We start from the raw sequence: 21779 nt of genomic DNA, 5'->3' as shown, positions 1-21779 counted from the left end.
CGGATGGAAGGCTTCCGCCGGGACCGGTTCTCCCGGCGGAAGCCGCGGGACGGGACCTAGGGGGTGGGCGCCGGGGTGGGACTGGGGTTGGGCGGCGGCGTCACGGTCGGCGAGGGGGGCGGCGGGCACTTCTCGTTGGCGACGATGATCTCCACCGGTTCCTTGGGATCCTGCATGGCTCCGGCCGCCGGGAACTGCTGGACCACCCTCACGCACTGCGTGTGGTCGATGTCGCCGCTCTCGGTGGTCGTCACCTTCAGGCCCGCCTTCTTGAGCTCGTTCCTGGCCGCCTCCGGGAGCATGTCCACGACATTCGGCACCTGCCTCTTCGGCAGCGGCGTCGGCGTGGCCGAAGGGGTGGCGGAGGGCGTCACCGTCGGGGTGACGGAGGGCGTCACCGTCGGGGTGACGGTCGGCGTGCTGATGGGACGCGCAGGTTGCACGGTCGGCGTGGGAGGGGCCGGCTTCGGCGATGTCCGGCCCCTGGTCCGCGAGGGCGACGGCGGCTCGGGCGCGCTGGGCGATGACACGGTCTCCGGCGGGGGAACCTCCGTCGCCGTGGAGGCCGCCATCCCGTTGATCGCCACAGCGACGAGGCCGACGCACATCACGCCGACCACGCCGGCCACCGCCAGCATCCCGCCCCTGCGCCGCGGCCTCTTCGCGGCGCGGCGGCCACGCCCCTGCGAGATCGCTTCCGTGGCCGGGCCGGACGGGGGGGACCCGGCCCCCTGGCCGGTCTGCAGGGCGTCCTGCCGGCCCGTCTGCGCCGGGGAGGAGCCCTCCCAGCCGGTCTCCCGTACGGCGTCGGCGGACGGCGTGGGCGAGACCGGCGGCAGCGCCATCGGGCCGCTCTCCGGCCCGAGTTGCGCCGCCTGCCTCGCGGCGGTGCTCATCGCGGCGGCGCTGGGGAAACGGCGGGCCGGGTCCTTGGACAGGGCCCGCTCCACCAGGGCCCGGATCGCGGGCGGGATGTGCGGCGGCAGCGGCGGCGGCGTCTCGCGGATGTGCTTGAGCGCGATCGTGACCGGGGTGTCGCCGTCGAAGGGGCGCTGCCCGGCCAGGCACTCATAGGCCACCACGCCCAGCGCGTAGATGTCCACCGCGGGGGTGACCGGCGCGCCCTCAGCCTGCTCCGGCGCGCAGTAGGCGGCGGTGCCGAGCACCATGCCCGCGTCGGTCAGCCTGCTGGCCGCGTCGGACCGGGCGATGCCGAAGTCGGTGAGCACGAGCGTGCCGTCGGAACGGACCAGCAGGTTGCCGGGCTTGATGTCCCGGTGGACGATGCCCTGGTCATGCACTGCCTGCATGGCCGAGGCCGCCTGCGAGATGAGCTCCATCGCGGGACCGGGCGGGATGCTTCCCAGCCGGGCGAGCAGCCGGTCCAGCGGCTCCCCGTCGACGAACTTCATTACCAGGTATGCCGTCGCCCCCGCGCCGGGCACCTCGTGAATCCCGTAGTCGTAGACGTCCACGACCCCGGGATGGTTGATCGTCGCCATCGCCCGGGCCTCACCCTGGAAACGCACCAGGAAGCCGGGGGCGTCGGTACGGCCCGGAAGCAGCACCTTGACGGCGACGGTGCGGGCCAGGACGATGTCTTCGCCCCGCCACACCTCACCCATACCGCCGGCGCCGATGCGGGTATCCAGGCGATACCGCCCCGCCAGCGTTGTGCCTTGGGCCACCATGACTCCCCCGTAACCCTCTCCGTTCTCGCCCCAGGGCTCTCCAACAAAGCGGATTTGTATCGCACCGACGTCACGGCAACGTAACAAGCCCCTGCGGAGCCGGATGCCTCACAGACAGGGTGCGTGCCGTAGCATCGCACAAAACTCAGCGCTTTGAGCGTGCTTGTATAGGTTGCACCTTTTTATCACCAGGGCCATTGATCTCAGCCACTCAGCGGGCCGTGTTCCACGCAGCACGCCGACCAGCCGCCGGGGGTCACCTGAACCACCATCCGGCGACGGCAGCGGGCACAGTAGCGCGGCGGCTCCATCGCCCGCGCGGCGAGGCAGCTCGCGTGGTCGCCCTCCTCGGCCGGGCCGCCACAGTGATCGCAGTAGGAGGTCACGGGATCACCCTATGCTGGCGCCCATGACGCTCACTCCCGGTCTGCGCGCGCAACTTCTCATCATGGTCGAGAGGGGGGACACCGCGGCGAAGGTCGGCAGCGGAGACGTTCCCGTGCTGGCCACCCCCCGCGTGCTGGCCCTCGCCGAACAGGCCACCGTCCAGGCGGTGACCGGCGCCCTGGAGCCCGGCCAGACCTCCGTGGGCACCAAGGTCGTCCTGGAACACCTGGCGGCCAGCCCGGTCGGCACCCACGTCGAGATCACCGCCGAACTCACCGAGGTCGACGGTCGCCGGCTGGTCTTCACCTTCACCGCCCGCGACCGGCACACCACGGTCGCGGCCGGCACGATCGAGCGTGTGGTCGTCGACCGCGGACGTTTCCTCGCCAAGCTCCACCGCTGACCGGCCAGCCGGGCTACTCGATGACGGCGATGAGGTCACCCTCCTGGATGACGTCGCCCTCGGCGACCTTGAGCTCGGCGACCACCCCGTCGTCCTCGGCGATGACCGGGATCTCCATCTTCATCGACTCAAGGATGACCAGGGTGTCGCCGTCCTCGACGGTGTCACCCTGCGCTACCAAGACTTTCCAGACATTAGCCACCATCTCGGCGCGTACTTCAGCCACCGGACACTCCCATCAATCGCTGTGATCCAACTGTGCCAGACCTGCCCGCTCACGCCCTCATCCGGGTCACAAGGCCGGTGTCATAGTTCCCGCCGACGAACTCGGGGTGCTCCAGCAGCTCCGCGCAGAACGGCAGGTTGTTCTTGGGGCCAACGACCTCGAAGTCCGCCACGGCCTGCCGGGCGCGCTCCAGCGCCTCGGCCCGCGTCTCCCCGAACACGCACAACTTGGCCATGAGCGGGTCGTAGAACGGCGTGACCGTGTTCCCGCCCATATAGCCGGAGTCCACCCGGACACCCTCACCGGACGGCTCCACCCAGATGTCGATCTTCCCCGGCCCCGGGAAGAACCGCTTGGGGTCCTCGGCGTAGACGCGGAACTCGATCGCGTGACCGTGTGCGGCCGACGGCAGCTCCGTCTTCTCACCCGCCGCGATCAGCAGCTGCTGCTCGACGAGGTCCACGCCGGTGACGAGCTCGGTCACCGGGTGCTCCACCTGGAGGCGGGTGTTCATCTCCAGGAACACGAAGTCCTGCCTGTCGGCGTCCACCAGGCACTCCACGGTTCCGGCGCCGAGATATCCGACGGCCTCGCCCGCGCGCACGGCCGCCGCCAGCATGCGCTCACGCAGCTCCGGGGTGACACCGGGGGAGGGCGTCTCCTCCACGACCTTCTGGTGGCGGCGCTGCACCGAGCAGTCACGCTCGCCCAGCGCGACGACCGTGCCGTCCGCGAGGCCGAGGATCTGCACCTCGACATGACGGGCACGCTCGATGTAGCGCTCCAGCAGGATCGCGGGCGTCCCGCCGAACCGCGAGGCGGCCCTGGACGCCTGCTCGAACGCCTTGGCCAGTCCGGCCTCGTCACGGGCGACGCCCATGCCGATGCCGCCGCCCCCGCCCGCCGTCTTGACCATGACCGGATAACCGATCCCGGCGGCGGCCACCACGGCCTCCTCCAGGCCGGTGACCGGCTCGCGGGTCCCGGCGGCCACGGGCACGCCCGCCGCCTCCATCAGGTTCCTAGCGTTGATCTTGTCGCCCATCCGCTCGATCGCCTCGGGCGAGGGGCCGATCCAGATCAGGCCCGCGTCGATGACAGCCCGGGCGAATCCGGCGTTCTCCGAGAAGAACCCGTAGCCCGGGTGAACAGCCTGGGCGCCCGATACGCGAGCGGCCTCAAGCACCTCGGCGGCGTTGAGATAGCTCTGCGCCGGATTGGCCGGGCCCAGCAGGATCGCCTCGTCCGCCTCCCGCACGAACGGCAGGTCCGCGTCGGCCTCGGAGTACACCGCGACGGCTCGCAGTCCCATGCGCTGGACCGTGCGGATGATTCGCCGGGCGATTTCGCCACGGTTCGCTACCAGAACAGACTCGAACACGTTCGTGGGCCCCTTTCGACCGCTCCACCCTACGGCCGGGGTCCGGATCCAACCCTTCGCCCGAAACCACCGATCAGGACAGGACGATCTGTAGGAAACCCACAACCGCGCCCGGTCGGAGCCCGTTCGGAAGAACCTCTCAGGAGCCGAGGGAGCTCCCTCGGAACCGGAGCGCCGGAGTCAGCCTGTCGATGACGCGGGCCATGGCCCCGACGACTTCTGGATCATATTCCCCGCCGGCGCTGAGGCAGAGCCGTTCGAGGGCGGCTCCGGCACGGTCCCGGTCAGTGGAGCCGCCGACCAGGTCGTCATAGGCGTTGGTCACCTTGATGATGCGGCTGGCCAGCGGCGGTGTCTCGGCGCAGGGATCGCACTGACGGCGGACGATCTCGGCCACCCGGTCCAGCACCCCGGTCTGCCGGATCACCTCCGCGCCGAGCTCGGCGATCCGCCGGGCCTGCTCGGGTTCGGTCAGCACCGTGGCGCCGCCCGGGATCGGGTCGCGCAGCGAGAGCTGGCCGATGTCGTGCATGAGCGCGGCGTACTCAAGCTCCAGCAGCTCGGGCTCGGCCAGGCCGAGTTCCCGCCCCACCGCGACCGCCAGACGGCTCACCCGGCGCGAGTGCCCCGGCTCGACGTAACCGCCGACCTCCGTGACCCGGGACAGCGCCCGGACCGTCTGGAGGTAGGTGGCCCGGATACCGGCGTACTTCCGGAACGCGACCTGGGTGACCAGCAGCGGCGCGGCGAAGACCAGCAGCGCCGCCATGCTCATGCTGTGCGAGGCGAGAGCGAGCAGGATGCCGGAGGCTGCGACGGCGGCCCACAGCGGCGCGGCCATCCGCACCTCGTCGTGGAACGCCACGCCGAAGGCGGCGCGCACCTGCTCGGCCCGGAGCACGGCGGCCAGCACCACATCCACCAGAGCCATGGCCAGGATGAGCACGGCCATCACTCCGAGCGCCGGCCACCAGCTCCCCTCGGGCCCCTCCGTCAGATCGGACAGCCACCCCGCCAGCGGCCGGTAGGCCAGGGCCAGCAGCGCGCCCGTCAGCAACCTGCGGGCCATCGCATCCAGCCTGGGCGGACGGCCCACCGCCAGATGCGGCAGCGCGCCGGCGGCCATGCCGACCGTCAGCACCGCGATGACCTGGAACGCCGAGTGCCGCACCGGGACGTCGCCCATATCCAGCAGAAGGGTGTAGCCGATCGCGGCGGCCGCGCCGATCGGCGCCACCTCCCGGTTGCCCGGCATCGTCAGCCTGGCCAGTTCCCCCGCCGCGATCAGCGCGCCGAAGCCGATGGCGACCTCCGGGGCGAGGATTCCGACGGCGACGGTGTGCGCCACCCCCGCCACCGCCAGCAGCCCCGTCGTGCAGATCAGCAGGAGCTGGCCCGAGTCGAGCCGCTGGAACGGCCGCGCCGCGGAGGCGGGACGGCTCACCGCTCCGCGTCCATGGTCGCGCTCGCCTTCTCACTCGCTCCGCTCGCTCGGCGGCTCACCGCTCCGTACCCATGGTCGCGCTCGCCTTCTCACTCGCTCCGCTCGCTCGGCGGCTCACCGCTCCGACACCACCTGGATGGGCGTGGTCGGGTCGTCGTGGTCCTTGGTGGCGGTCTCCGCCTCGTCGGCCGGGGGTGTGATGACCCTGCGCGGAGGCTCCCAGCCGTCACGGTCGACGGCCTTGATGAACGCCGTGACCATCACCGGGTCGAACTGGGTGCCCGCTCCCTTGCGGAGCTCGGTCATGGCCACCTCCACCGGCCGGGCGCCCCGGTAGGAACGGTCGGAGGTCATCGAGTCGAAGGCGTCGGCCACCGCGATGATCCGGGCGAACTCCGGCACCTCGTCCCCTGCCAGCCCCATCGGGTATCCCCTGCCGTCCTGCCGCTCGTGGTGATGCATGATCCCGGCGAACGCCTCGTCCAGGAAGTCGATGCCACGCACGATCTCCAATCCGCGCATCGGGTGGAGCTGGATGGCGGCGAACTCCTCCTCGGTGAGCGGCCCGTCCTTCTGCAGCACCTTGGTCGGCACACCCAGCTTGCCCACGTCGTGCAGCATCCCCGCGTAACGGATCGCCCGCAGCCGCTCGGGCCCCATGCCGATCTCCTGGGCGATCATGCCAGAGGCCAGCGAGACGCGGGTGCAGTGGCCACGGGTGTAGTAGTCCTTGGTCTCCACGGCCTGGCAGAGCGCGGCGATCGTGGCGTCGTAGGAGCGCTGCTGAGCGAGATACTGGCCGAAGGCCCAGCGGGCGACGAACAGCGGGAGCAGCACGAGCACCGCGGAGATCGAGTTGACCGTCGCCCACAGCCCGGCGATCAGCAGGCCGAAGGTGGCATAACCCAGGTAGGAGACCATGAACTGGGCCAGCCCCCGCAGCGGCACCTGGTCGGCCTGGCCGGTGAGCGCGAGCACGATCGCGATCAGGAGGGAGTTGAGCGGAACGAAGACCGCCGCCGCACCCGCGAACGGCACGATCAGGTCGTCGAACCCGGCGATCGTCGGCAGGCCGACCCTTCCCCCCAGCCACTCGTAGGCCTGACCGGCGGCGTAACCGCAGACGGCGAACTGGGCGCCGTTGAACAGCCGCTTCACCGGCGGCAGGCCAGGCCGCACGCTGAAGACGGCCGTCATGCCGACCAGCGCCGCCCCCTCCGGGCCGACGAGCACCACCGCCGCGAGCACGGCCGAGAAGCTGACCGACACCGCCGCCTGCTTGACGTTGAGCAGAGTCGGCACCGACTCGCACACCAGGAACAACAGTGCCAGTACAAGCAGGTTCGACCGGTCAAGCTGCCCGAGGCGACCACTCACCACAACGCTGTGTCCGAGCAACGCGAACGCGACGCCGATCACAGCGACAAGGTAGACCTTTGCAAACCATGGCAGTCCACGCAAAGCGGCCACCCTTGGGTCCTACGGGCGCGTGCTCAGGTCCAGGAGATCCCCGGACAGTCCGGGTTGACCGTTTCCATCAACATGCGCTGCCTCCATGTCCTTTTCGTGGCTCAGGCTACAGAAACGGAGCCGTCCCGGAGGCAAGGATCAGAAATCGCGAGCAAAGCGTAACCAACTCATCACCACATGCCATCACATCGCCGGCGGTCAGCGGGCGGCCAGCCGCGCCCTCGCCCAGTCGATGGTGGTCTTCAGCCCGGTGACCAGATCCGTCTGAGGGCGCCAGCCCAGCCCTTCGAACGCGGGGGCCGGATCGACGGCCATCGCCGGAAGGTCGCCCGGGCGCGTCTCCGCGCTGGCCGGCCCGTCCGCCGCGCCGGCGGCCTCGGCCACCAGGGTGTGGAGTTCGCGGTCGGTGGTCTCCACCCCGGTCCCCAGATTGAACCGGCGGCCGTTGCCGGCGTCTCCGCAGGCGCGGACGAAGCCGTCCACCACGTCGTCGACGAAGATGTAGTCGCGCGTCTGGGTCCCGTCGCCGTACAGCACCGTGGGGGTGCCGTTGAGCAGGGCGGCGGTGAAGATGGCCACCACTCCCGCCTCACCGTCGGGCGACTGGCGCGGGCCGTAGACGTTGGAGAGCACCAGCGTGGTGTAGTCGATGCCGTGGAGCGCCTTGAAGGCGGCCAGGTAGGTCTCCGCGCTGAGCTTGGAGGCCGCGTACGGCGAGCGCGGGTCGGTCGCCGCGTCCCCGGAGATCGGGAGGGTCGCGGGCCTGCCGTATACGGCGACCGAGGAGGCGAAGACCACCTTGCGGGTACCGCCGCTGTGGGCGGCGGTGAGAACGGAGGCGGTGCCCTCGACGTTCAGCCGGGCGTCGTGAACGGGGTCGGCCACGCTCTTACGCACACTGATCTGCGCGGCGAGATGGCAGATGACCTCGGGCCTCCACTCGGCGGCCAGGCCGGCCAGCGCGGGTTCACGGATATCCATCTCGTGCAGCCTGAATCGCGGGCTCCGTACCGCGGCGACGAGATTGCCACGGTCTCCGCTGGACAGGTCATCCACGGCCATGACCTCGTGACCGTCCGCCAGCAGCCGGTCCACCAGATTGGATCCGATGAATCCCGCTCCACCGGTGACGAGTATGCGCATGCTGTCCCCCAGCTCGTATGGCCATGGCCGTACGAGAAATCCTAGGAGGTCAGCCGGTCAGCTCGGAGCGGACCTGTTCGATCCTGCTGAGCACCTTGGCACGTAGTTCGTCCGAGGCGCGGTCACAGCCACAGTGCTTGGCGACGAGCTGCTTGACGACCTGCTCCAGGCCGTACTCCTCCAGACAGGGACCGCACTCGTCCAGGTGCCGCCGGATTTCGACGCAGTTGTTATCGTCCAGCTCACCGTCAAGGTAGGTGTAGACCTTCTCCAGGACCTCGCGGCAGTCGGTGGCGTGGGGCTCTCCACAGCTCATGCGATCACCCCGCCCCAGGTCACCGGACCGGTGTGCCCACGCCCGCGGTTGCTGTCGGCTCGCTCGCTCACTTCGCGTCCTCCGCGGGAACCAGGCCACGCTCGCGGGCGTAGTCCTCGAGGTGCGTCCGCAACTGGCGGCGGCCCCGGTGGAGCCGCGACATCACGGTCCCGATGGGGGTGCCCATGATGCCGGCGATCTCCTTGTAGGGGAAACCCTCCACATCGGCGAGGTAGACGGCGATGCGGAACTCCTCGGGGAGTGCGGCGAGCGCCTGCTTCACGTCACTGTCGGGGAGGTGCTCCAGCGCCTCGATCTCCGCGGACTTCAGCCCGGACGAGGTGTGCGACTCGGCCCTGGCGAGCTGCCAGTCCTCGATCTCCTCGGCACCCGACTGCTTGGGCTCCCGCTGCTTCTTGCGATAGCTGTTGATGAAGGTGTTGGTAAGAATGCGATACAGCCAGGCCTTGAGGTTCGTGCCTTCCTGGAACTGGTGGAAGGACGCGAAGGCCTTGGCAAAGGTCTCCTGAAGGAGGTCTTCGGCATCCGCTGGGTTCCGGGTCATCCGAAGCGCGGCGGAGTAGAGCTGGTCGAGGTAGGGCATCACATCCCGCTCGAACCGCATGCTCCGCTGCTCCAGAGTCTCCTCGTCTGTCGCAGGGACCGGACCCACCCCCTTAAGATCGCCGGAGTCCTGCTGACGCGGGACTCCGTACTGAGCGGAGGATACCCGCTCATCGGGGAAGGTCCGCTCACCGGGGCGGGTGACGGGTTCGATCAACGCGAGCATTGGCTTGCCAACCTCCGAAAGGATCGTGCGTTGTCCGCTTGCAACACGCCCGGTGGTCCATCTGTTCCCACAAGATAGAAGGTGACGAAGGACCCGGTACGGGGAAAAACATACGTACCGGCAGGTAGCTGTAGACCACCGGATACCCCGACGCCAGGAGCCGCTTGTGCTGCCCATCCCGGCCGAAGAGCTGAACGGCGCAGGAACGCTCGGGCCGTACTGGACCTTTTATCGCGCGGTCGCGGCCGAGCAGCTGAACCGATGGCTGCCGGAGAGCCCTTCCACCATCCTCGACCTGTCCGGCGGCAGAGGCAGCTGGTCGGCTCAGGCCGCCAAGGCCGGGCACCGGGTGCTGGAGGTGGTCGACTTCCGCCGCACCGTGGAAGGCCACCCACTGCCGCACATCACTGAGAGGGTCCGCCAGGTCCGCGCCGACGATCTGCGCTTTCTCCCCGACCGCAGCGTGGACGCCGTGCTCGCCGAGGAACGCGCGATGTCGGTGGAGCTCATGGCCGAGTCCGCGATCGGCGACGTCGCCCGGGTGCTGCGCCCAGGCGGCCGGGCGCTGATCTGCGTCGACTCCCTGGTCCTGGGAATGGCGATCCTCGCCGAGCAGAACTACTGGGCCCATCTGCGCCAGACCGGCGAGGTCATGCTCGTGCCCTGGCCGGACGGGAGCATCACCCGGTGCTTCAGCAGCGGCCAGCTCCGCGACCTGATCACCGAGGCCGGTCTGGAGGTCGAGTGGATACGGCCCCGCACGGTGCTGTCACCATCCACGGTCGACCACGTGCTGGCCTCCGACTCACGTGCGCTCACCTGGCTGGTCAACACCGAGCTGGAGGCCCACCCGGACGACGACGACACCGTGGGCATCCACCTGATCGCGAGCGCCCGCCGCCGGTGAGGCCCGCCACACCGCCCCTCGCGACCACCGGCCCGTGGGGCGTCCGCCCGGCCGCGAGCGCCCGCGGCCGGTGAGGCCCAACGCGTCCGGAGTCAGTGCCTGCGCTCGCGTTCCGACTGGCACCGCACGCAGCGGACAGCCTCGGGACGTGCTTCGAGCCTGCCCTCCGGCACGGGGCCGCCGCAGTCCGCACAGAGACCGTAGAGCCCCTCGTCCAGCCGCCTGAGCGCCTCAAGCACCGAGCGGCGGTGCCGGGTGGCCACCTCCAGCATGGCCCGGTTGCGATCCGCGTCCGTCAGGACCGATCCGGCGTCCGCCGCGGATCGGTCCTGCCCTGCCAGGGGATCTCTTCGCAGGACATCGATGGACCGGTCGAGCTCGGCCAGCATGCTCTCCAGGCGCATACGCGCGGTCGCGGCGTTCACGGACGCACCTCCACAGAGTGAGGCGGCCTGTGAGGGGGTTCCCCGCTTCTCCCGCCAGGCACGAAAGGGAATGGGTCTGTAGAGCGACCCCCATGTAGAGGTATCGCCTTTCTCAGCGAATGCCCACTTGATGCTGGTTTTACACCGGTTAAGGGGTGCCTTTGGTTACGGAGCGCTCTCAGAAGAGGGCCTGTCCGTCACCATCCTCCACCTTCATCGGCTCGATGAGCTCCGGGCCGTTGTTCCGTACCGAGTTCACCGCGGTGGAGACCGGATACGCCTTCAGCCCGGTGGAACCGGCCGGGACCAGGAAGTCCCGCGCGTCGGGCACCCCGGGATCGAGCCACTCCGCCCAGCGGTCTCGCTCGATCAGCATCGGCATCCGGTCGTGGACCGTACCGGCCTCGTCCAGCGCGGAGGTGGTGATGACCGTGCAGGTCACCAGCCACGCGAGCGGATCGTCATCGGGCCGGCCCCGGTCCCGCCAGAATTCGTACAGCCCCGCCATGGCCATGACCCCGCCGTCGGCCGGCCGGATGAAGTAGGGCTGTTTCTTCGGCTTCCCGCCCGTCCCCGCGTCGTCCCGCACGGCCCATTCGAAGTAGCCGTCCGCGGGCAGCAGGCACCGGCGCTCGGCGAACGCCTTACGGTAGGACGGCTTCTCGGCCACCGTCTCCACCCGCGCGTTGATCATCTTCGAGCCGATGGACGGATCCTTCGCCCAGGCGGGGACCAGGCCCCAGCGGAGCACCCGGAGCTGCCGGACCGCCCGGCCCTCCGGATTGGCCCTCGGCACCCGGCTCATCACCGCGTAGACCGGTTTGGTCGGGGCGACGTTGTAGTCGGGCGCGAGTTCCTCCTCGGCCCCGTCGACCTCGACCTCGAACTCCTCAAGCAACTCCTGCTTGTTCCGCGCAGACGCGTATCTCCCGCACATGTCACCACCCTGCCACGCGTCCGGAGGCGCAGGGGTACCACCCCGGTAGGCTTTTGCACATGTCCGCTCCGCTGTGGCCCGCACCGACCGTGACCGAACCCGTCCGTGCGGCCGTCAACCTGCCCGGCTCGAAGTCCGTGACCAATCGCGCGCTGCTGCTCGCCGCGCTGGCCGACGGCCCGGGCACGGTACGGCGGGCACTGCGCAGCCGGGACGCCGACCTGATGGTGGAGGCGCTGCGGGCGCTCGGCGCCACGCTGACCCCCTCCGACGAGAGCGCCTCCAGCGTCGACTGGGCGATCACCCCCGGTCCGGTCACCGGCGGGACGCGGATCGACGTGGGGCTCGCGGGCACGGTGATGCGGTTCGTGCCGCCAATGGCGGCGCTGGGCGACGGCGAGGTGTTCTTCGACGGTGATCCGCACGCGCGCAAACGCCCGATGAGCACGATCCTGGGCGCGCTGCGCACCCTCGGCGCCGAGGTGAAGGGCGACGCGCTGCCGTTCACCGTCCGGGGCCCGCTGACCGGCGGGGAGGTCACGCTCGACGCGTCCGGGTCCTCCCAGTTCCTCTCCGGCCTGCTGCTGACCGCGGCCCGGTTCGAGAAAGGCGTGACGGTACGGCACGTCGGGCCGCCCATCCCGTCGCAGCCGCACATCCGGATGACCGTTCAGATGCTGCGCGCGTTCGGCGTCCGGGTCGACGACTCCGAACCCGGCGTCTGGCGGGTCGAGGCCGGCCCGATCGGCGCCAGGGACTTCACCGTGGAGCCCGACCTGTCCAACGCGGCGCCGTTCCTCTCCGCCGCGATGGTCACCGGCGGCACGGTCACCGTCCCCGGCTGGCCCGCGGAGACGACCCAGCCGGGTGATCAGCTCCGGCAGCTGCTGGCGGACATGGGCGCCTCCGTCGAGCACACACCCAGCGGACTGGTGGTCACCGGGACGGGGCGCGTCAACGGCATCGAGGCGGACCTGCGCGACGTCGCCGAACTGACCCCGACGATCGCCGCTCTCGCCGCTCTCGCCGACTCCCCCAGCCGGATCAGCGGCGTCGCCCACATCCGCGGGCACGAGACCGACCGGCTGGCCGCGCTGGTCGCCGAGATCAACGGCCTCGGCGGGGACGCGAACGAGACCGAGGACGGCCTGGAGATCCGGCCGCGCCCGCTCACCGGAGGGGTGTTCCACACCTACGACGACCATCGGATGGCCACCGCCGGCGCGGTGATCGGCCTGGCCGTGCCGGGGGTCGAAGTGGAGAACATCGCCACCACGGGTAAGACTCTTCCCGAGTTCGCCTCCATGTGGGCGGACATGCTGGATGGCGCGCGGTGACGGGTTACCGGCCGGTGCGCCTCGCAGACGCCCGATAGTGGCGGACGACCGTTCGGACAAGGAAAGATCGAGGCAGAGAAGCTGAGAAAGCGCGAATACGACGAGGACGACGTCAGGGTCAGGCCGGGGAAGGGTTCCCGGCCCCGGACCCGTATCCGTCCTGCGCACGAGAACGCGGTCCAGGGGTTCGTGGTGGCGGTCGACCGGGGCCGCTACACGTGCCTGGTGGAGTCGACGGGAGAGAAGGGCCGCCGCCGCAAGAAGGACCAGTGGGAGGGCGCCGCGATGAACGGCCGGGTCGTGGTGGCCATGAAGGCCCGCGAGCTCGGCCGTAAGGGGATCGTGGTGGGCGACCGGGTGGCCCTGGTGGGTGATGTGTCCGGCGCGTCCGACACGCTGGCCCGCGTCGTCCGCGTGGAGCCCCGTGTCTCGATGCTCCGCCGCTCCGCCGACGACACCGACAACACCGACGGCATCGAGCGGCCCGTGGTCGCCAACGCCGACCAGCTCGTGATCGTGACGGCCCTGGCCGACCCGCCGCCCCGCCCTCGCATGATCGACCGGATGCTGGTGGCCGCCTTCGACGCCGACATCGAGCCGATGCTCTGCCTCACCAAGTCCGACCTCGCCTCGCCCGAGGAGCTGGTCTCCCTCTACGAGCCCCTCGGCGTGCCGTACGTCGTGCTCCAGAAGGGCGGCACCCTGGAGGAGGTCAGGGAACGCCTGAACGGCCGGATCAGCGTGCTGGTCGGCCACTCTGGCGTGGGCAAGTCGACCCTGGTCAACGCCCTGGTCCCGCATGCCAACCGGGCCGTCTCCCACGTCAACGCGGTGACCGGGCGGGGCCGTCACACCTCCACCTCGGCAGTGGCGCTGGAGCTTCCCGAGGGCGGCTGGATCATCGACACCCCGGGCGTGCGCAGCTTCGGCCTGGCCCACGTCTCGGTGGAGACCGTCCTGGCCGGTTTCCCCGACCTCGTCGAGGGCACGGTCGGCTGTCCCAAGGGATGCAGCCATCTCAGCGAGGAGTGCGTCCTCGACGCCTGGGTGGCGGCCGGCCACGCTGACCCCGCCAGGCTCGTCTCCCTGCGCCGCCTGCTCGCCAGCCGCGAAGGTGCCCCCGACGACACCCGCGAGGGCACTTCCGACGACGTCTAACGGTTGGGCCGGAGCGTCCAGGTGACGGTCATCTCGGAGACCAGCGCGCCGTCGGCGGTCCTGATGTCGACGGCGACCTCGAACTCCGGGCGCTCGCCGGCGTCCAGCTTGGCCACGACCTCCTCGCGGGAGGCGCGCAGGCGGGCCTCGGCGACGGCCTCGCCCCTCGCGAGTTTCACGTAGCGGATGGCCGCGTCCGCGGCCAGCGGGGTCGCCCGCGAAAGCTGGTCGCCGAAGGCGGACAGCATCGCGGCGCCGGAGGCGGACTCGGCGAGGCTGAACAGTGCTCCCGCGTGCGGACCGCCCACGTGGTTGTGCAGGTCGGCGCGGTCGGGCATGCGAGCCACCGCGAGCCCCGGCTCCACTCTGTCGAAGGAGATGTCCAGCGTCCGCGCGAAGGGAACGCTCTGCAGCATGAAGGCACCCACGTCAAAGGTCATGCCCCGAATGCTACTCGCCGGTAACTCTGGCTGGGCAGAGGATTTGCGCCCTATCCGGTCGACTGACGGGACGCGACACAATTCCCCGGCTTGTTCCCCGCTCTCCTGTAACCCCCCTCTGAGGCGATAGCGTTACCTCCCGTGACGGGTTACAACGACGACCTGCGCCTCGCGCACGTCATGGCCGACGCCGCCGACGATCTGACCATGCGCCGATTCAAGGCCACAGACCTCCGGGTCGACACCAAACCAGACCTCACCCCGGTAAGCGACGCCGACCGGGCGGTCGAGGAGTCGATCCGGGGCACGCTCAGCCGGGCCCGTCACCGTGACGCGGTGATCGGCGAGGAGTTCGGCAAGACCGGCTACGGCGCGCGCTCGTGGGTGATCGACCCGATCGACGGGACCAAGAACTACGTACGCGGCGTCCCCGTCTGGGCCACACTCATCGCGCTGATGGACCAGGGACGGGTCGTCGTCGGCCTGGTCTCGGCCCCCGCGCTCGGCCGCCGCTGGTGGGCCGCCCGCGACAGCGGCGCGTGGACCGGCAAGAGCCTGACCAAGGCCACCCGCTGCCGGGTCTCCTCCGTCACCCGGCTGGAGGACGCCTCGTTCTCCTACTCCAGCCTCGGCGGCTGGGAGGAGGCCGGGAAGCTCAACGAGTTCGTCGACCTGAACCGGTCGGTCTGGCGCAGCCGCGCCTACGGCGACTTCTGGTCGCACATGATGGTCGCTGAAGGCTCGGTCGACCTGTCGGCCGAGCCCGAGCTCTCTCCCTGGGACATCGCGGCGCTGACCGTGATCGTCGAGGAGGCCGGCGGCATCTGGACCGACCTGTCCGGGGTGCCCGACCTCGACGGGGGCAGCCTGGTGTGCACCAACGGCTCGCTACACAGCGAGGTCCTCAAACGCCTCGGCGGGGGGCCGCTCACCCTCCCCGTGTAAACCCCCCAGGTGAGTGCCGCGATCGCGACCGGAGGCATTCACTTTCCGTTCACCTTCCCACAGGTTCTGAGTCATCTCGCCTCCCTACTGTCGAGAGTGTTGAAGGACTTAGTGGGAGGAACCCAACCGTGAAGTATGCAGGCCGGCTCGCCGCGGTCACCCTCGTCGGCGCGCTCTCGCTCGCTGCGTGCGGCACCGATAGCAACAACGCCAGCACCGACGCCTCCCCGGCGGCGTCCTCAGCCGGGTCGGACGCCGGTCTCAGCGGCACGATCAACGCGGCGGGCTCCTCGGCGCAGGCGAACGCCATTGACGAGTGGAAGAAGAACTTCCAGCAGGCCAACGCGGGCGTGAGCGTCAACTACCAGCCCAGCGGTTCCGGCGCCGGTGTCCAGGCGTTCATCCAGGGCACGGTCGCGTTCGCCGGCTCCGACTCGGCCCTCAAGGACGACAAGGGCGAGCCCGCCGAGGCGGACGCCCGTTGCAAGACCGGCAAGGCCATCAACATTCCGATGGTGACCGGCCCGGTGGCCGTCGTCTACAACCTCCCCGGCGTCGAGGGGCTGCAGCTCTCCCCCAAGACCATCGGCGGCATCTTCGACAGCAAGATCACCAAGTGGGACGACGAGGCGATCAAGGCTGACAACCCGGACGCCACGCTCCCCTCGACCCCGATCCAGGCGTTCCACCGCTCGGACGAGTCGGGCACCAGCGACAACTTCACCAAGTTCCTGTCCAAGACCGCCGACTGGCCGTACGAGGCCGCCAAGGCGTGGCCGGCCGAGGCCAAGGGCCAGGGCGCCAAGGGCTCCGACGGCATCGCGCAGTCCGTCAAGAGCACCCCCGGCGCGATCAGCTACGTCGAGCTCTCCTACGCCGAGAACTCCAGCCTGGCCAAGGCCAAGGTCGCCAACGGCTCCGGCGAGTTCGTGGAGCTGACCCCGGAGAGCGCGGCCAAGACGGTCGAGGCCGCCGAGATCGTCGGCGAGGGCAACGACCTCAAGCTGAGCATCGACTACGCCACCAAGGCCGCCGGCGCCTACCCCATCGTCCTGGTGACCTACGAGATCACCTGCGAGAAGGGCCTGGCGCCCGAAGAGGCCAAGCTGGTGAAGTCCTTCCTCGGCTACACCGCCGGCGACGAGGGCCAGCAGGCGTTGACCGGCCTGGGCTACGCCCCGCTGCCGGCGACGGTGCTCGCCAAGGTCCGGACCGCCATCGAGGCGATCTCCTAATTCATGGTGGCTCCCGTCCATACCCGCGAAGGCGGATCGGCTCTCAGCCGATCCGCCTCTCGGCGCAGCCGAGGTGAAGTACTTTTCCGCTACGCCTCCACAGCCGCCGGAATCTCCCTGCTGGCGATCATGGCGGCCATCGCCGTCTTCCTCGTCATCGAAGCCATCCCCGCCCTGCAGGCCAACAAGGGGAGCTTCTTCACCACCCTCACCTGGGAGCCGAACGGCAGCCAGTCCTTCGGCATCGCGGCCCTGGCGTTCGGCACCGTGATCAGCGCGACCCTCGCGCTGATCATGGCGGTTCCGGTCGCCGTCGGGGTGGCGCTCTTCATCTCCCACTACGCGCCCCGGCGCCTGGCCGGAGTCCTGGGCTACGTCATCGACCTGCTGGCCGCCGTCCCCAGCGTGGTCTACGGCCTGTGGGGAGTCGTCTTCCTCGTCCCGTTCATGCAGGGGCCCTCGGAGTTCCTCAACGAGTATCTGGGCTTCATCCCGCTGTTCGGCGGCGATATCGTCGCGGGCCGCTCGATGCTGACGGCCTCCCTCGTGCTCGCGGTCATGATCCTGCCGATTATCGCGGCGATCTCCCGTGAGGTGTTCCTCCAGGCGCCCAGAATGCACGAGGAGGCGGCGCTGGCCCTTGGCGCGACCCGCTGGGAAGTGATCAAAATGGCGGTCCTGCCGTTCGGCCGTCCCGGCGTCGTCAGCGCGGCCATGCTCGGCCTCGGCCGGGCCATGGGAGAGACCATCGCGGTCGCGCTCATCTTCCCCGCGACGTTCGGCATCAGCTTCGAGATCCTGACCCCCCAGGGCAACAGCATCGCCGCCAACATCGCCAACGGGTTCGGCGAGGCCACTCCGATCGGACGCGGCGCGCTGATCGCGTCGGGCCTGGTGCTGTTCGTCATCACGTTGCTCGTGAACATGGTGGCCCGTCTCATCGTCGCCCGCCGCAAGGAGTTCTCCGGAGCCGCCGCATGACCGCGATCCAGCGCATCTCAACCGGCAGGCGGCTCAAGGACCGGATCGTCCAGTCGCTTGTCTACCTGTCGTTCGCCATCGCCGTGGTACCGCTGGTCGCGGTCCTCTGGATGGTGATCAAAAATGGTCTCGCGCGGTTCGACATGGAGTTCCTGACGCACTCCATGCGCAACATCGGCGCCAGGGACGTGGGAGGCGGCGCCTACCACGCCATTCTCGGCACCCTGGAGCAGGTCCTGATGGCCTCGGCCATCTCGATCCCCATCGGCCTGCTCACCGCGATCTACCTCGTGGAGTACGGCCAGGGCACCAAGCTGAGCCGGGCGATCAGCTTCTTCGTGGACGTCATGACAGGCATCCCCTCGGTGGTCACCGGCCTGTTCATCCTGGCCTTCTGGATCCTGGCCCTGGGCATGCCGTTCTCCGGTTTCGCCGGCGCACTGGCCCTGTCGATCCTGATGATGCCGACGGTGGTCCGCTCCGCCGAGGAGATGCTCCGCCTGGTCCCGAACGACCTGCGGGAGGCCTCCTACGCGCTGGGGGTGCCGAAGTGGCGGACGATCATCAGTATCGTCCTGCCCACCTCCTTCACTGGCATCGTCACCGGCGTCATGCTCGCCATCGCGCGTGTCGCGGGAGAGACGGCTCCGCTCCTGCTCACGGTCTTCTTCACCGACTCCATCAACAGCGACCCCCTCAACGGGCCGCAGATGGGGTTGCCGCTCTACGTCTTCGACCAGGCGGCCCGTCCGACCGACGCCGCCGTCGACCGCGCGTGGGCCGGAGCGCTCACGCTCATTCTGATCGTCATGCTGCTCAACCTGGCAGCACGCCTCATCGGCTGGTGGCGCTCGCCGGCCAGGAACCGATAGGAGGAACGTCGAAATGAGCCAGCAGATCCAGGTCTCCGGCCTTGACGCGTACTACGGGAAACACAAGGCGATCGAGGACATCTCGATGACGATCGAGCCGCAGTCGGTCACCGCCTTCATCGGCCCCTCCGGATGCGGCAAGTCGACGTTCCTCCGGACCCTGAACCGCATGCACGAGGTCATCCCCGGCGCACGCGTGGAGGGCAAGGTCCTGCTCGACGGGGAGGACCTCTACGCCGCCGACGTCGAGCCGGTGTCGGTGCGGCGGATGATCGGCATGGTCTTCCAGCGTCCCAACCCGTTCCCCACGATGTCGATCTACGAGAACGTGGCGGCCGGCCTCCGGCTCAACGGGAAGCACGCCAAGTCCACGGTCGACGGCATCGTCGAGGAGTCGCTGAGGGGCGCCAACCTCTGGAACGAGGTCAAGGACCGCCTCAACAAGCCCGGTGCCGGACTCTCCGGTGGCCAGCAGCAGCGCCTGTGCATCGCCCGGGCCATCGCGGTCAAGCCCGAGGTCCTCCTGATGGACGAGCCGTGCTCCGCCCTGGACCCGCTCTCCACCCTGGCGATCGAGGACCTGATGTCCCAGCTGAAGAGCCGGTTCACGATCATCATCGTGACGCACAACATGCAGCAGGCCGCGCGGGTGAGCGACCGCACCGCCTTCTTCAACCTGGCGGGACAGGGTCAGCCGGGCCGCGTCATCGAGATGGACGACACCTCGCGCATCTTCACCAACCCCAGCCAGCAGGCGACCGAGGACTACATCACCGGTCGTTTCGGATAAATCGATCGCTTTGGAGGACCTGGGTGATCCAGCCGCAGTCGGCACCCGAGGTGAATGGGGACACTCGGACGGCGCCCCTGCTTCTGGTGGCCGATCCAGAATCGGCCCTGGTCCAGGACCTGGCCGACGCCCTCGGACGCGACGGCGTCGCGGTCAGGGGCGTCACCGACGGCGCCCAGGCCCTTCTGCAGGCCGGAGCGCTCCGGCCTGACGTCGTGCTCATCAGCGCCTCGCTGCCGGTCATCGGCGCGGTCGAGTTCATCCGCGCCGTACGGCTCACGCGGGTGGTTCCCGTCCTGCTGGGCGTGGGCGAGGACCATGCGGAACAGGCCGTCCAGGCGCTCACGGCCGGGGCCACCGCGTGTGTGGCCCGGCCGTACCGGGTCCCCGAACTCCTGTCCCTGGTGCAGGCGGCGTTCTCCGGCGAGGCCGGGACGCACCGGACGCTCGTGGTCGGCGAGATCGAACTCGACATGGACGCCTACCAGGTGAAGGTCGGGGGGCACATCGTCCACCTGCCGCTACGCGAGTTCGAACTGCTGCACTACCTGATGCGCAACGCCCACCGCACGGTCACCCGTGAGCAGATCATGCGACACGTCTGGAACTCCACCGACACCACCTCGACCAACACGATCGCGGTACACGTCAAACGCCTGCGTACCCGCCTTGGCGACAACAACGACCAACTGATCCAGACCGTGCGCGGGATCGGTTACCGGCTGGTCGACAAGAGGCCCTGACCCGCGCTCCGCGCGCCCTCACCTACCCGTGAGGGCGGCCAGGACGCCCCTGGCCGCCCTCCCCGGCCTAACGGGCGCAGGCGGCCAGACGGGCGATGCTCTCGTCGTCACAGGTCGCCCAGAACTCTCCGACCACGTCTTCGAGGTGCTCCAGCGACTCCGCCCGGAAGAGAACATCCTGGTATTTCGTGATGTCGTAGTGGGTCGTGCCCATGGCGGCGAGGTCCAGAGGCCGGATGTCCATGCTCTGGAACTCCTCGATCTCCCCGTAGGAGGACAGGATGCCCGCGCCGTACGCCCGCAGCTCCTTCTGGTCGGTCATCACCCCGAACTCCAGCGTGAACCAGAAGACCTTGGAGATGAACTCCAGCGCCTGGTCGCTCTCGACCCGCCGTGCCGCGCTTCCGGCCAGCCTGTAGAGCCGCGCGTAACGATCGGAGGCAAGAGCGTTGGCGTGCCCGATCACCTCGTGGATCACGTCCGGTTCCGGCGTGTAGAGCGGCGTGGAGTGGTGCCGGATGTACTGCGTGGAGTGGAAGAAGCCGTCCGCCAGCACGCCGTAGAAGTCCCGGAGAGGCACCAGCCCCGCGGCGGGGAGATAGCGGAACCCGGTCAGCGGCTGCAGCAGCTCACTGACCTCCTGAAGCTGGGGGATCCGGTCGGCCGGCAGACCCAGTCGCTCGGCCGCGTCCAGGTATTCCACGGTCGCGTACTTACGGTGCTTGATCGCCAGTTCCCGGCTGACCAGGGCCCAGACCTCGTGTTCCTGGCTGGTGTACTCAGCCGTGGGGATCGGCGTGCCGGGCACGTGTCCCATCGCGAGCGCGGCGATCGTGTTGCGCCGGAGCCGGTAGACCGGATCGGCGAAGCCCGGATGGCTCGTAGCGAGCTCAACCTCAACGGTGCCATCATCACGGGTCGCCACCGGCGCGAAGTACTGTGCTTCCTCGAACATGCATGAAATGACAGCAATTCCAGGAATGATTGGCAAGAGCGAGCAGTTTTACTGCGCGATCTGCCCATATCTGCACCGTTGATGCTGCGATCAACTGGTCGTATCGCCTAATCTGATGCGATGCCCATAGACGACCTGGACAGCCGCCTCCTGGTGACCATGCGCGCTCACCCCCGCATCGGCCTCACCGAGCTCGCCCGGCTGCTCGGCGTGGCCCGGGGCACCGTGCAGGCACGCGTGGAGAAGCTCACCGCCCGCGGCGTCATCGCCGACTTCGGCCCCACGGTCACCCCCGAAGGCATTGGCTACCCGATCCTGGCCTTCGTGTCCCTGCAGATCGCTCAGGGCCGTCTGGCCGAGGCCGTGCAGGCACTGCGGTCCGTACCGGAGATTCTGGAGGTGTACGGCACCAGCGGCCAGGCCGATCTGCTCTGCCGCGTGGTCGCACGTAGCACGCCGGAGCTCCAGGAGATCATCGCCCGCATCCTGACCTCACCCGCGGTCCAGCGCACCGACACCACGATCGCCCTGTCGATCCAGATCCCTTTCCGGATCGAACCTCTGCTCAGCGCCGCCCCGGAAGTCTGATCGACGTCCTCTGATCGAGAGGGCCCGGATCAGGAGAAAACCGGGGCCAAGAGAGGGCCGGCCCAGGTGAGAAAAGAACCCGGAAAACAGGAAAGGCCACCCCAAACGGGGTGGCCTTTCCCAAAAGATTGTCCGGCGGCGACCTACTCTCCCACACCGTCCCCGGTGCAGTACCATCGGCGCTGAAGAGCTTAACTTCCGGGTTCGGAATGTAA

The 21779-nt window shown here is 69.2% G+C and carries 24 protein-coding genes and 1 rRNA gene; 11 read left to right on the top strand and 14 right to left on the bottom strand.

What is annotated here, in order from left to right:
• Positions 1-56: 56 nt before the first annotated feature.
• Both ACIN94_RS17575 and ACIN94_RS17570 read right to left on the bottom strand, forming a co-directional pair.
• A complete protein-coding gene (locus ACIN94_RS17575) occupies positions 57-1691 on the bottom strand; it encodes a serine/threonine protein kinase (RefSeq protein WP_400706732.1) in 1635 nt (544 codons plus the stop codon).
• Positions 1692-1894: 203 nt separating this feature from the next.
• The gene (locus ACIN94_RS17570) at positions 1895-2077 is read right to left on the bottom strand and encodes a hypothetical protein (RefSeq protein ID WP_400706729.1); all 183 of its coding nucleotides are present in this window, start codon (positions 2075-2077) and stop codon (positions 1895-1897) included.
• Positions 2078-2100: 23 nt separating this feature from the next.
• Between ACIN94_RS17570 and ACIN94_RS17565 the strand changes: the two genes are divergently transcribed.
• Positions 2101-2481 (top strand): thioesterase family protein, encoded by a 381-nt coding sequence (locus ACIN94_RS17565; RefSeq protein WP_400706726.1) that lies wholly within the window; start codon positions 2101-2103, stop codon positions 2479-2481.
• A gap of 13 nt (positions 2482-2494) precedes the next feature.
• Here ACIN94_RS17565 and ACIN94_RS17560 read toward each other — a convergent pair whose 3' ends face one another.
• The 7 genes from ACIN94_RS17560 to ACIN94_RS17530 all read right to left on the bottom strand — a co-directional run bounded on the left by ACIN94_RS17560 (position 2495) and on the right by ACIN94_RS17530 (position 9251).
• The gene (locus ACIN94_RS17560) at positions 2495-2707 is read right to left on the bottom strand and encodes a biotin/lipoyl-binding carrier protein (protein WP_400706723.1); all 213 of its coding nucleotides are present in this window, start codon (positions 2705-2707) and stop codon (positions 2495-2497) included.
• Between the two features lie 49 nt (positions 2708-2756).
• Positions 2757-4088: an acetyl/propionyl/methylcrotonyl-CoA carboxylase subunit alpha gene (locus ACIN94_RS17555; RefSeq protein ID WP_400706720.1), complete on the bottom strand. Its 1332-nt coding sequence runs from the start codon at positions 4086-4088 to the stop codon at positions 2757-2759.
• 139 nt (positions 4089-4227) lie between these two features.
• On the bottom strand, positions 4228-5532 hold the full coding sequence (locus ACIN94_RS17550; protein ID WP_400706717.1) for an HD-GYP domain-containing protein: 1305 nt from the start codon (positions 5530-5532) through the stop codon (positions 4228-4230).
• A gap of 114 nt (positions 5533-5646) precedes the next feature.
• Positions 5647-6993 carry an HD-GYP domain-containing protein gene (locus tag ACIN94_RS17545; protein ID WP_400706714.1) on the bottom strand — a complete coding sequence of 449 codons (1347 nt, stop codon included), beginning with the start codon at positions 6991-6993 and terminating at the stop codon, positions 5647-5649.
• A gap of 207 nt (positions 6994-7200) precedes the next feature.
• On the bottom strand, positions 7201-8145 hold the full coding sequence (locus ACIN94_RS17540) for an NAD-dependent epimerase/dehydratase family protein (RefSeq protein WP_400706711.1): 945 nt from the start codon (positions 8143-8145) through the stop codon (positions 7201-7203).
• A gap of 49 nt (positions 8146-8194) precedes the next feature.
• Complete coding sequence (gene rsrA / locus ACIN94_RS17535; RefSeq protein ID WP_400706708.1) at positions 8195-8461, bottom strand: mycothiol system anti-sigma-R factor; 267 nt, start codon at positions 8459-8461, stop codon at positions 8195-8197.
• A gap of 67 nt (positions 8462-8528) precedes the next feature.
• Positions 8529-9251 (bottom strand): sigma-70 family RNA polymerase sigma factor, encoded by a 723-nt coding sequence (locus tag ACIN94_RS17530; RefSeq protein WP_400706705.1) that lies wholly within the window; start codon positions 9249-9251, stop codon positions 8529-8531.
• Between the two features lie 166 nt (positions 9252-9417).
• On the opposite strand from ACIN94_RS17530, the gene ACIN94_RS17525 reads away from it, so the two are divergent.
• Entirely contained in the window at positions 9418-10158 is a 741-nt protein-coding gene (locus ACIN94_RS17525; protein WP_400706702.1) for a class I SAM-dependent methyltransferase, read from the top strand.
• 92 nt (positions 10159-10250) lie between these two features.
• Here ACIN94_RS17525 and ACIN94_RS17520 read toward each other — a convergent pair whose 3' ends face one another.
• On the bottom strand, positions 10251-10583 hold the full coding sequence (locus ACIN94_RS17520) for a TraR/DksA family transcriptional regulator (RefSeq protein WP_400706699.1): 333 nt from the start codon (positions 10581-10583) through the stop codon (positions 10251-10253).
• Between the two features lie 178 nt (positions 10584-10761).
• Positions 10762-11520: an SOS response-associated peptidase gene (locus ACIN94_RS17515; RefSeq protein ID WP_400706696.1), complete on the bottom strand. Its 759-nt coding sequence runs from the start codon at positions 11518-11520 to the stop codon at positions 10762-10764.
• A 59-nt stretch (positions 11521-11579) separates the two neighbouring features.
• On the opposite strand from ACIN94_RS17515, the gene aroA reads away from it, so the two are divergent.
• Both aroA and rsgA read left to right on the top strand, forming a co-directional pair.
• A complete protein-coding gene (gene aroA, locus ACIN94_RS17510; protein ID WP_400706693.1) occupies positions 11580-12857 on the top strand; it encodes a 3-phosphoshikimate 1-carboxyvinyltransferase in 1278 nt (425 codons plus the stop codon).
• An 81-nt stretch (positions 12858-12938) separates the two neighbouring features.
• Positions 12939-14015: a ribosome small subunit-dependent GTPase A gene (gene rsgA, locus ACIN94_RS17505; RefSeq protein ID WP_400707213.1), complete on the top strand. Its 1077-nt coding sequence runs from the start codon at positions 12939-12941 to the stop codon at positions 14013-14015.
• Here rsgA and ACIN94_RS17500 read toward each other — a convergent pair.
• Positions 14012-14455 carry a DUF4442 domain-containing protein gene (locus ACIN94_RS17500; protein WP_400706690.1) on the bottom strand — a complete coding sequence of 148 codons (444 nt, stop codon included), beginning with the start codon at positions 14453-14455 and terminating at the stop codon, positions 14012-14014. The genes rsgA and ACIN94_RS17500 overlap by 4 nt on opposite strands.
• A gap of 141 nt (positions 14456-14596) precedes the next feature.
• Here ACIN94_RS17500 and hisN point away from each other — a divergent pair, with 141 nt between their 5' ends.
• The 6 genes from hisN (at position 14597) to ACIN94_RS17470 (ending at position 20021) form a co-directional block, all read left to right on the top strand.
• A complete protein-coding gene (gene hisN / locus ACIN94_RS17495) occupies positions 14597-15400 on the top strand; it encodes a histidinol-phosphatase (RefSeq protein WP_400706687.1) in 804 nt (267 codons plus the stop codon).
• 128 nt (positions 15401-15528) lie between these two features.
• Positions 15529-16635, top strand: coding sequence for a phosphate ABC transporter substrate-binding protein PstS (gene pstS / locus ACIN94_RS17490; RefSeq protein ID WP_400706684.1), 1107 nt, complete (start codon positions 15529-15531; stop codon positions 16633-16635).
• Between the two features lie 3 nt (positions 16636-16638).
• Positions 16639-17616 (top strand): phosphate ABC transporter permease subunit PstC, encoded by a 978-nt coding sequence (pstC, locus tag ACIN94_RS17485; protein WP_400706679.1) that lies wholly within the window; start codon positions 16639-16641, stop codon positions 17614-17616.
• On the top strand, positions 17613-18488 hold the full coding sequence (gene pstA / locus ACIN94_RS17480; protein ID WP_400706676.1) for a phosphate ABC transporter permease PstA: 876 nt from the start codon (positions 17613-17615) through the stop codon (positions 18486-18488). The genes pstC and pstA overlap by 4 nt, the downstream gene beginning before the upstream one ends.
• 13 nt (positions 18489-18501) lie before the next feature.
• Positions 18502-19278, top strand: a complete 777-nt coding sequence (gene pstB / locus ACIN94_RS17475; RefSeq protein WP_400706673.1) for a phosphate ABC transporter ATP-binding protein PstB — start codon at positions 18502-18504, stop codon at positions 19276-19278.
• A gap of 86 nt (positions 19279-19364) precedes the next feature.
• On the top strand, positions 19365-20021 hold the full coding sequence (locus ACIN94_RS17470; RefSeq protein WP_400706670.1) for a response regulator transcription factor: 657 nt from the start codon (positions 19365-19367) through the stop codon (positions 20019-20021).
• Between the two features lie 67 nt (positions 20022-20088).
• Here the strand turns inward: ACIN94_RS17470 and ACIN94_RS17465 are convergent, their stop codons facing one another.
• Positions 20089-20976, bottom strand: a complete 888-nt coding sequence (locus tag ACIN94_RS17465) for a phenylalanine 4-monooxygenase (protein ID WP_400706667.1) — start codon at positions 20974-20976, stop codon at positions 20089-20091.
• Positions 20977-21096: 120 nt separating this feature from the next.
• Between ACIN94_RS17465 and ACIN94_RS17460 the strand changes: the two genes are divergently transcribed.
• Positions 21097-21564, top strand: a complete 468-nt coding sequence (locus ACIN94_RS17460) for an Lrp/AsnC family transcriptional regulator (protein WP_400706664.1) — start codon at positions 21097-21099, stop codon at positions 21562-21564.
• A 130-nt stretch (positions 21565-21694) separates the two neighbouring features.
• On the opposite strand, the gene rrf is transcribed toward ACIN94_RS17460, so the two are convergent.
• Positions 21695-21779 (bottom strand): 5S ribosomal RNA (gene rrf, locus ACIN94_RS17455); the annotation flags it as partial.

Source organism: Streptosporangium sp. NPDC087985, from assembly GCF_044741965.1.
Taxonomy (GTDB): domain Bacteria; phylum Actinomycetota; class Actinomycetes; order Streptosporangiales; family Streptosporangiaceae; genus Streptosporangium.
This window is presented reverse-complemented; position numbering and strand designations above follow the sequence as displayed.

Excerpts from the sequence above, each read along its gene's own strand:
- ACIN94_RS17575 (WP_400706732.1), bottom strand. The coding sequence starts at position 1,691 with ATGGTGGCCCAAGGCACAACGCTGGCGGGGCGGTATCGCCTGGATACC.
- ACIN94_RS17565 (WP_400706726.1), top strand. The coding sequence starts at position 2,101 with ATGACGCTCACTCCCGGTCTGCGCGCGCAACTTCTCATCATGGTCGAG.
- ACIN94_RS17540 (WP_400706711.1), bottom strand. The coding sequence starts at position 8,145 with ATGCGCATACTCGTCACCGGTGGAGCGGGATTCATCGGATCCAATCTG.
- rsrA (WP_400706708.1), bottom strand. The coding sequence starts at position 8,461 with ATGAGCTGTGGAGAGCCCCACGCCACCGACTGCCGCGAGGTCCTGGAG.
- ACIN94_RS17530 (WP_400706705.1), bottom strand. The coding sequence starts at position 9,251 with ATGCTCGCGTTGATCGAACCCGTCACCCGCCCCGGTGAGCGGACCTTC.
- ACIN94_RS17515 (WP_400706696.1), bottom strand. The coding sequence starts at position 11,520 with ATGTGCGGGAGATACGCGTCTGCGCGGAACAAGCAGGAGTTGCTTGAG.
- aroA (WP_400706693.1), top strand. The coding sequence starts at position 11,580 with ATGTCCGCTCCGCTGTGGCCCGCACCGACCGTGACCGAACCCGTCCGT.
- ACIN94_RS17500 (WP_400706690.1), bottom strand. The coding sequence starts at position 14,455 with ATGACCTTTGACGTGGGTGCCTTCATGCTGCAGAGCGTTCCCTTCGCG.
- pstC (WP_400706679.1), top strand. The coding sequence starts at position 16,639 with ATGGTGGCTCCCGTCCATACCCGCGAAGGCGGATCGGCTCTCAGCCGA.
- pstA (WP_400706676.1), top strand. The coding sequence starts at position 17,613 with ATGACCGCGATCCAGCGCATCTCAACCGGCAGGCGGCTCAAGGACCGG.
- pstB (WP_400706673.1), top strand. The coding sequence starts at position 18,502 with ATGAGCCAGCAGATCCAGGTCTCCGGCCTTGACGCGTACTACGGGAAA.
- ACIN94_RS17465 (WP_400706667.1), bottom strand. The coding sequence starts at position 20,976 with ATGTTCGAGGAAGCACAGTACTTCGCGCCGGTGGCGACCCGTGATGAT.
- ACIN94_RS17460 (WP_400706664.1), top strand. The coding sequence starts at position 21,097 with ATGCCCATAGACGACCTGGACAGCCGCCTCCTGGTGACCATGCGCGCT.